Here is an 8,530-nt window from a genome sequence, read left to right as displayed (position 1 = left end):
AAGCCGTTAAAGAATCAGTTCAAACCGTATCAGTTGTAGAAGGTGGTAATCTAACAGCAAGAATTACTGCTAATCCAAGAAACCCACAACTTATTGAACTTAAAAATGTTCTAAATAAACTTCTTGATGTTTTACAAGCTAGAGTAGGTTCTGATATGAATGTTATTCATAAAATATTTGAAGAATATAAAAACTTAGATTTTAGAAATAAAATCTCTAATGCTTCAGGAAGTGTTGAATTAACTACTAATGCTTTAGGTGATGAAATAGTTAAAATGCTAAAACAAAGTTCAGACTTTGCTAATGCTTTAGCTAATGAAAGTGGAAAATTACAAACTGCTGTTCAAAGCTTAACCACTTCTTCAAATTCTCAAGCTCAATCTTTAGAAGAAACTGCAGCAGCTTTAGAAGAGATCACTTCTTCTATGCAAAATGTTTCAGTTAAAACTAGTGATGTTATCACTCAATCTGAAGAGATTAAAAATGTTACAGGTATCATAGGTGATATTGCAGATCAAATCAATCTTCTAGCTTTAAATGCAGCTATTGAAGCAGCTCGTGCTGGAGAACATGGTAGAGGCTTTGCAGTGGTAGCTGATGAAGTTAGAAAACTAGCTGAGAGAACTCAAAAGTCTTTATCTGAAATAGAAGCTAATACTAATTTACTTGTTCAATCTATCAATGATATGGCAGAAAGTATTAAAGAACAAACTGCAGGTATTACTCAAATCAATGATAGCGTAGCACAAATTGATCAAACTACTAAAGATAATGTTGAAATTGCTAATGAATCAGCTATTATTTCTAGTACAGTAAGTGATATAGCTAATAATATCTTAGAAGATGTTAAGAAGAAGAGGTTTTAATCTTAGATAACTAGCTAAAAAGCTAGTTATCTCTATAAAATAATATATGTTTAATTCTTTAAGATTTAATGAAATGTGGTATAGAGAAATTCTAATTATTAATATTAAGTATTTTCTAAATCAAATACATTTTAGAGTGTGATAAAATTCAGGGTTATCAAAACTTGGAGGAAAAGGAACACTGGCTCTAAATTCTTTATAAGTATTACCTGGAAGTTTGTCTATAATTTCTATAGTGTAAGAAACACTTGTATTTTGCATTTTGGCATTGCGAATATTTTTATCATTGAAAATTTCACCTCCTACTTGTTGTTGGTTTAATATGCTAAGTATCAAATAGCATTTTTTGATTTCAAATTTAGTAAGATTTTGAACTTTTCCACTTACTATGACGCTTTCATGTCTTAGATCTCTTGTGTAGGTTAGTTTGCTAAGATCGGCTTGAGTGGTGAATTGATTGATTGTTAGAAAAATAGAATATATCAAAAGTGCGGTAAAAATAGTAGCTATGGTATAAGAAATCAAAGCCATTTCTTTCTGTTTGACTTTTAGAAAGATTAAAATACAAATCAAGGCAAAGCAAATAAGTAAAATGATAAAAACTATAATATGAAAAATTGTAAAATGCATTAAAAACACTCCGAAACTAAGCGTATGGTATAGTTATTTTCATAGTTAAAATTTTCAAAAGCAATTCTTTGAAATTGGGTTGCGTTTTTCTTTAGATCTTTAATTTCTCTACTTTTTTGTCTAAAAGGGATAAATTTCTTTTTATATTCTTCTATGATATTATCATTAGGTATTTTATCTGCAAAAATTTTAGCTGTAATTTTACATTCTTTAAAATTATTTTTTGAATTATTTGTAATGTTAAAATCAACAATTAAATCATTTGAGCTTTGTATTATTTTTTGATCTGTAATAGCGGTTTTTCGAGTTCTTACTTCATTGTCTATTAGTTTATACCCATAGATATAAACTAAAAAACAAATAATAATATCAAATGCAATAATAAAAAGTGCTGCTATAGGTCTATGGCGTAAAAATACGCAAAGAAGTAAAACACAAGTGAAGAGAAAAAAAACTAATAAAATCAGCATATAATCTACTAAATATAAATGAGTAGTGTAAAAAAGCACGATTTCTCTTAGTTTCTCCACTTGCGTATCCTTTAGTTCATGTTGGCAGCACTTTGCTTTTTAGCATCTTTAGTATCAACCCAAATGTTTGGCACTGCTCCACCTGGAGTTAAGAAAATTTTAGCATCTTGATTGACTTTTAAGGCTTCATTAAATTCTTTTTGAGTTTCAATTTGTTTTAAATTTAGCAAAGGGGTGTTTAAGCTGTTTGCGATTTCTTTATTAGAATAAGCTTGTGCATCTGCTTCTATCTTAACAGCCATAGCTTTACCTTTGGCGCTGATTATGGTTGCATTTGCTTCCCCTTCAGCTAAAGCAGCTTTTTTTAAGGCTTCTTGATTAGCTCTTTCTACTTCATATTTAGTTCTTTCAGCCTCTTGTTTTGCAATTTGCACGCGTTCGATTTGTTCTTTTACTTTTGAAGGTAAAATAATTTCTCTAAGTTGTACAGCGCGAAGTTCTACAGGTTCATTTGGTTGGGCTTCTATGGTTTTTCTTATACCTTCTTCTATTTGAGTGGCTATTGCATTACGATTAGTAGGAAGTTCTTCGGCTGTATATTTTCCTACAACACTTCGCACTACATCACGAACAACTGGATCGATAATTTTATTTTCCCAATTTAAGCTCCAAGTAGCTATAGTTTGAGGAACTTGCAGAGGATTTAAACGGTATTGTACTGTAACATCAATAGATACAGGCAATCCACGAGAGTCAAGTACAGAAATGCTATTTTTATTAATAACACCTGAACCTGAAGATAAATTTTCATTACTTCCCTCTATAGAAGCATAGTTGATTTGTCTTACTCTAGTATCGATTATGGTTATTTTTTGTACAAAAGGTAAGAAAAAGTGAAGTCCTGGTTCTAATGGATTTGGGTCATATTTACCTGTTGTTGATTTAATCCCCATTTCCCCAGAATTTATCACCATAAAAGGTTTTGCAACGATTAAAAATAAGATAATAATAATCACCCCATAAACAAATGGAGAGAATTTCCCAAAACCTTTAAAATTAAATTCTGGTGCTTTGAAATTGAAATTTTGACGGTTGTTGTTTCCGTTATTGTTAGAATTTCCATTTTTTTTATTGAAATAATCATTCAAATCAGCTGGCATTTATTTCCTTTTTTAAATATAAGTTAGCATAGATGCGTATTTTTCATTGCGTCCATAAACTACATCAAAATAAGCATCTTGAAGTTTTTTAGTTACAGATCCTCTTAAACCATTTCCTATTATTCTTGCATCAATATTGTTAATAGGTGTGATTTCAGCGGCTGTTCCGGTAAAAAATGCTTCATCAGCAGTATAAACTTCATCTCTTGAAATTCTTTGGCGAAGCACGGTGATACCAAGATCATGAGCGATTTTAAGCACTGTATCTTGAGTAATGCTTTTTAAAGAAAAATCATTTGGAGGTGTGATTAAAACCCCATCTTTTACAATAAAGAAACATTCTCCTGTTCCTTCTGCGATAAAACCTTCTTCATCAAGCATCAAAGCTTCTTCATAGCCTGCTTCAATTGCTTCAAATTTTGCAATTTGAGAGTTAAGATAATTCGCACTTGCTTTAGCTTTTCCCATGCATGATTTAACACTATTTCTTGCAAAAGACGAAATTTTTACTTTTATGCCTTTTTCTAAACCTTCTTCTCCAAGGTAAGCACCCCATTCCCAAGCTGCAATTCCAACTCTTACAGGAGCTTTTATATGATAAAGTCCCATAACTCCATCGCCTAAGAAAATCAGAGGGCGGATATAGACATTGCTTTGAAAATTGTTTGCTTTTAAGAGTTCAATTTGTGCATTTTCAAGATCTTTTTGAGAAAAAGGACAATTTAAAAGAGTAATTTTTGCAGACTCTAAAAGTCTTTTGGTGTGATCTTCAAGTCTGAAAATTGCTAAGCCTTTATCTGTTTTATAGGCTCTAGTTCCTTCAAAAACAGCATTGCCATAATGCAAAGAATGGGTTAAAAAGTGCAAAGTTGCATCTTTAAAATCAACTAATTTTCCATCCATCCAAATTTTATCTGCTGAGATCATTTTTTTACCTTTTATAGTTGTTTATTTCTTAAAAAATATTATTTTAAGAATAAATCTGGATTTTATCAAAAATATACTAACAATAAGCTTTTATTAAATTAAGGCTTTTTGTTAAAAAAAATATTAGGTATTTTTTGAAATAATTATGAAAAATTATCGTTAAAAAGGAGAAATTATGCCATTAGTAAATATCAAATTAGCAAAGCCGTCTTTAAGCAAGGAACAAAAAGCGGAACTTATAGCTGATATTACCGAACTTTTAAGCACGAAATATAATAAAAGTAAAGAAAGAGTTGTTGTGGTTTTAGAAGATGTGGAAAATTATGACATAGGCTTTGGCGGAGAAAGTGTAGAAGCTATCAAAGCAAAGGCAAATAAATGAGTTTAAATATAGGAGATAAAGCACCTCAGTTTGAGCTTTTAAATCAAGATGGGGTAAAAATAGCATTAAAAGATTTTATTGGCAAAAAGGTGATTTTGTATTTTTATCCAAAAGATAATACTCCAGGTTGCACTACAGAGGCTTGTGATTTTAGTTTAAATTATGATAAATTTGGTGGTAAAAATGCAGTGATTATTGGTATCAGTCCTGATAGCGTGGCAAGTCATGAAAAATTTATCTCTAAATTTGATTTAAAACATATTTTACTTAGCGATAGTGAAAAAGAAGTTGCTAAAGCTTATGGAGCTTGGGGGCTTAAAAAAAATTACGGAAAAGAATACGAAGGTCTTATTCGCTCTACTTTTGTTATTGATGAAATAGGTAAGATTGCTCAAATTTATAGTAATGTTCGTGTAAAAGATCATGCTTTAAAAGTGCTTGAAAGTCTTTAATGTTAGTGCATATTTGTTGCAGTGTGGATAGTCATTATTTTATTGAAGAACTTAGAAAGACTTATCCTGATGAAAAAATTATAGGATACTTTTATGATCCAAATATCCATCCTTTAAGCGAATACGAACTAAGATTTTTAGATGTAAAAAGATCTTGTGATAAACTTGGTATCAAGCTTTATAAAGGTGAGTATGAGTATGAAAAATGGCTTAATGCTGTGCGTGGTTATGAAAATGAGCCTGAAAAAGGTGCAAGGTGTGAAATTTGCTTTGATGTAAGAATGGGATCTAGTGTTAAATTTGCTGCTAAAATAGGAGAAAAAAAGCTTACTACTACCCTTTTAACCAGCCCTAAAAAAGATTTAGAACAGTTAAAAAATGCTTTACAAAAGGAATGTGAGCCTTATGGAGTAGAGTTTTTAGCTCCTGATTTTCGTAAAAATGGCGGCACTCAAAGGCAGTTTGCTTTAGCAAAAAAAGAAATGCTTTATCATCAAAACTATTGTGGTTGTATTTATGGGCTTAAAAAACAAAAACAAGATAAGAATTTTATTGATGAATTAATGTCTCCTGCAAATAAGCAAATTTTACCTGCAAGTATAGAAGCAAGAATAGCTCTTTATAAAAAAGTAGTTTTATGGGAAAAAAAAGGTATAAAATTTGAAATTTTAAGAGAGAAATTTTTAAATTATCGTCTTTTAAGTGCTTTAATAAAATTAGATAAAAAGCCTGTTAAATCTCATATTTTATTTTATTCGCATTTTAAAAACGCTTATACAAGATTTTCTTTGGATGACGAAAATTTAAAACAAAATTTAAAAGAAGGCTTTTATAGAAGTACTAAAGATGAAATAGTTTTAGTGGAATTTTGGCGTTTTAATGCATTTTTTAAAAACAAATGGAAAAATTTTGAAGATTTTTTAAAAAAACCTTTAAGTGTTCAAGCAGAAATTAAATGGCGTAATAAATTGTTTGGAACTTATAATCTTAGCCCTATTATCATCCTCGAAAATATTTTACCTTCAAGATATGAAGTGATAGCAAAAAGTGAAATTTATCATGATAATCAAGAGGTGCTTGTAAAAATTTAAGAAATTTATTAAGAAAAACTTTTTTTGTTAATATAATTTTTAATGATTTTTTTATATAATAAAATTTTTAATTGTTTTCAAGGTTAATTTAATAATGATAGATGTAATGCAAATTCAAGAAATCTTACCACACCGTTATCCTTTTTTGCTAGTAGATAAAATTACAGAATTAAAAGTTAAAGAAGTGGTGCGAGGATATAAAAACATCAGTATAAGTGACCATGTTTTTATGGGGCATTTTCCAGGGCATCCTATTTATCCTGGAGTTTTGATTTTAGAAGGTATGGCTCAAACAGGCGGAGTTTTAGCTTTTGAAAGTATGGAAGATAAAGTGGATCCAAAAAGTAAAGTAGTTTATTTCACAGGCATAGATGGAGCAAAATTTAGAAATCCTGTGCGTCCTGGAGATAGGCTTGATTATGAAATGAGCGTGGTTAAAAATCGTGGTAATATGTGGATTTTTAAAGGGCAAGCTTTTGTAGATGGAAATTTAGTTGCAGAGGCTGAGCTTAAAGCTATGATAGTGGATAAATAATGAAAAAAATTCATCCAAGTGCGGTGATTGAAGAGGGTGCACAACTTGGTGACGATGTTGTAATAGAAGCTTATGCTTATGTAGGTAAAGATACTAAAATAGGTAATGATGTTGTCATCAAACAAGGTGCTCGAATTCTTTCAGATACAACTATAGGTGATCATTCTCGTGTATTTTCTTATGCTATAGTAGGCGATATTCCTCAGGATATATCTTATAAAGAAGAGCAAAAAAGCGGTGTTGTTATAGGAAAAAATGCAACTATTAGAGAATTTGCAACGATAAATTCAGGCACAGCTAAAGGAGATGGTTTTACTCGTATAGGGGATAATGCTTTTATTATGGCTTATTGTCATATTGCACATGATTGTCTTTTAGGAAATAATATCATTTTGGCCAATAATGCAACTTTAGCAGGACATGTAGAGCTTGGAGATTTTACTGTTGTAGGCGGGCTTACACCTATTCATCAATTTGTCAAAGTAGGTGAGGGTTGTATGATAGCAGGAGCAAGTGCACTTTCTCAGGATATAGTACCTTTTTGTTTAGCAGAAGGAAATCGTGCAAGTATTAGAAGTTTAAATTTAGTAGGAATTCGTCGACGTTTTGATAAAGATGAAGTAGATAGACTTAGCAGAGCTTTTAAAACTTTATTTAGGCAAGGAGATTTAAAAGAAAATGCTAAAAATTTGCTTGAAAATCAAGAAAGTGAAAATGTTAAAAAAATGTGCCATTTTATATTAGAAACAAAGCGCGGAATTCCTGTCTATAGGGGTAAAAATAATGCCTAGAAAATGTAGTTTTTGCAATGAAGTGGAGAATCCACAAAGAAGAATTTTAGCAAATGAAAATGATGATGCTTTTATTTGTGAATATTGCGTTGAAGGTGCTTATAGTATTATTTATGGAGAAGAAAAAGAATTTAAAGAACCTAAACAAAGCCATAATACAGAATTTAAAGATATCACTCCAAAAGAATTAAAAGCTTATTTAGATCGTTATGTCATAGGGCAAGATAGAGCTAAAAAAGTTTTTAGTGTTGGAGTATACAATCATTATAAAAGACTTTTTAAAGCCGAACTTCAAGATGATGATACAGAGCTTTTTAAGTCAAATATTTTACTTGTTGGGCCAACAGGAAGTGGAAAAACTTTATTAGCACAAACTTTGGCTAAATTTTTAGATGTACCTATAGCAATTTGTGATGCAACTTCTTTAACTGAAGCAGGATATGTAGGTGAGGATGTGGAAAATATTTTAACACGTCTTTTACAAGCTGCAGATGGAGATGTGCAAAGAGCTCAAAAAGGTATAGTTTTTATTGATGAGATTGATAAAATTGCTAGAATGAGTGAAAATCGTTCTATTACTCGTGATGTAAGTGGAGAGGGTGTGCAACAAGCTTTACTTAAGATTATCGAAGGAAGTTTGGTAAATATTCCACCAAAAGGGGGAAGAAAACATCCAAATCAAGAATTTATACAAATTGACACTTCAAATATTTTATTTGTTTGTGGTGGAGCTTTTGATGGTTTGGAAACTATCTTAAAAAGAAAACTTGGCGATAAAGTTGTGGGATTTTTTGATGATGCAAAAGAAGAAAATAAAGCTTTACTTGAGAAAATCGAACCTGATGATTTGGTGCATTTTGGTTTGATTCCTGAGCTTATAGGTCGTTTGCATGTGATTGCATCTTTAAATGAGCTTAATGAAGAGGATATGGTAAGAATTTTAACTGAGCCTAAAAATGCCATTATTAAACAATATCAAAAGCTTTTTGCTATTGATGGGGTAAATTTAAAATTTGAAGAAGATGCTCTAAGAGCTATCGCACAACTTGCATTGGAGAGAAAAACAGGGGCTAGGGGACTTAGAAGTATTATAGAAGAAATGATGGTAGATTTAATGTTTGAGTTACCAGAGTATAAAAATTATGATATTGTAATAACTAAAGAAGTTGTTAAAGACAATGCAAAAGCATTATTAATAAAAAGAAAAATAAGTTAAAAAGGATAGA

General features: G+C 30.6%; 11 protein-coding genes. 7 read left to right on the top strand and 4 right to left on the bottom strand.

The window, feature by feature from the left end; translation table 11 throughout:
- Positions 1-866, top strand: an 866-nt coding sequence (locus AJ881_RS03715; RefSeq protein ID WP_261660185.1) for a methyl-accepting chemotaxis protein, incomplete at its 5' end; no start/stop codon positions are given.
- A 120-nt stretch (positions 867-986) separates the two neighbouring features.
- Here the strand turns inward: AJ881_RS03715 and AJ881_RS03710 are convergent.
- The 4 genes from AJ881_RS03710 to ilvE are packed head-to-tail and all read right to left on the bottom strand — an operon-like array spanning position 987 to position 4,053.
- Positions 987-1,496, bottom strand: coding sequence for a DUF2393 family protein (locus AJ881_RS03710; RefSeq protein ID WP_070282918.1), 510 nt, complete (start codon positions 1,494-1,496; stop codon positions 987-989).
- Positions 1,496-2,026 carry a DUF2393 domain-containing protein gene (locus AJ881_RS03705; protein WP_070282920.1) on the bottom strand — a complete coding sequence of 177 codons (531 nt, stop codon included), beginning with the start codon at positions 2,024-2,026 and terminating at the stop codon, positions 1,496-1,498. The genes AJ881_RS03710 and AJ881_RS03705 overlap by 1 nt, the downstream gene beginning before the upstream one ends.
- Before the next feature lie 11 nt (positions 2,027-2,037).
- The gene (locus tag AJ881_RS03700; protein WP_070282922.1) at positions 2,038-3,126 is read right to left on the bottom strand and encodes a prohibitin family protein; all 1,089 of its coding nucleotides are present in this window, start codon (positions 3,124-3,126) and stop codon (positions 2,038-2,040) included.
- A 12-nt stretch (positions 3,127-3,138) separates the two neighbouring features.
- Positions 3,139-4,053, bottom strand: coding sequence for a branched-chain-amino-acid transaminase (ilvE, locus tag AJ881_RS03695; RefSeq protein WP_002857493.1), 915 nt, complete (start codon positions 4,051-4,053; stop codon positions 3,139-3,141).
- 175 nt (positions 4,054-4,228) lie between these two features.
- Here ilvE and AJ881_RS03690 point away from each other — a divergent pair, with 175 nt between their 5' ends.
- From AJ881_RS03690 to clpX, 6 genes are all read left to right on the top strand, one after another.
- Complete coding sequence (locus AJ881_RS03690) at positions 4,229-4,435, top strand: 4-oxalocrotonate tautomerase family protein (RefSeq protein WP_002857551.1); 207 nt, start codon at positions 4,229-4,231, stop codon at positions 4,433-4,435.
- On the top strand, positions 4,432-4,887 hold the full coding sequence (bcp, locus tag AJ881_RS03685; protein WP_002869710.1) for a thioredoxin-dependent thiol peroxidase: 456 nt from the start codon (positions 4,432-4,434) through the stop codon (positions 4,885-4,887). The genes AJ881_RS03690 and bcp overlap by 4 nt, the downstream gene beginning before the upstream one ends.
- Positions 4,887-5,978 carry an epoxyqueuosine reductase QueH gene (locus AJ881_RS03680; RefSeq protein WP_070282924.1) on the top strand — a complete coding sequence of 364 codons (1,092 nt, stop codon included), beginning with the start codon at positions 4,887-4,889 and terminating at the stop codon, positions 5,976-5,978. The genes bcp and AJ881_RS03680 overlap by 1 nt, the downstream gene beginning before the upstream one ends.
- A 94-nt stretch (positions 5,979-6,072) precedes the next feature.
- Positions 6,073-6,513, top strand: a complete 441-nt coding sequence (fabZ, locus tag AJ881_RS03675) for a 3-hydroxyacyl-ACP dehydratase FabZ (RefSeq protein ID WP_002851782.1) — start codon at positions 6,073-6,075, stop codon at positions 6,511-6,513.
- On the top strand, positions 6,513-7,304 hold the full coding sequence (gene lpxA / locus AJ881_RS03670; RefSeq protein WP_002861057.1) for an acyl-ACP--UDP-N-acetylglucosamine O-acyltransferase: 792 nt from the start codon (positions 6,513-6,515) through the stop codon (positions 7,302-7,304). The genes fabZ and lpxA overlap by 1 nt, the downstream gene beginning before the upstream one ends.
- Positions 7,297-8,520: an ATP-dependent Clp protease ATP-binding subunit ClpX gene (clpX, locus tag AJ881_RS03665; RefSeq protein WP_002860329.1), complete on the top strand. Its 1,224-nt coding sequence runs from the start codon at positions 7,297-7,299 to the stop codon at positions 8,518-8,520. Before lpxA ends, clpX begins: the two co-directional genes overlap by 8 nt.
- Positions 8,521-8,530 lie beyond the last annotated feature (10 nt).

Source organism: Campylobacter sp. BCW_6460, assembly GCF_001762705.1.
Taxonomy (GTDB): Bacteria; Campylobacterota; Campylobacteria; order Campylobacterales; family Campylobacteraceae; genus Campylobacter_D; species Campylobacter_D jejuni.
The sequence above is the reverse complement of the archived record's forward strand: the minus strand, read 5'-3'. Positions and strand labels throughout refer to the sequence as shown.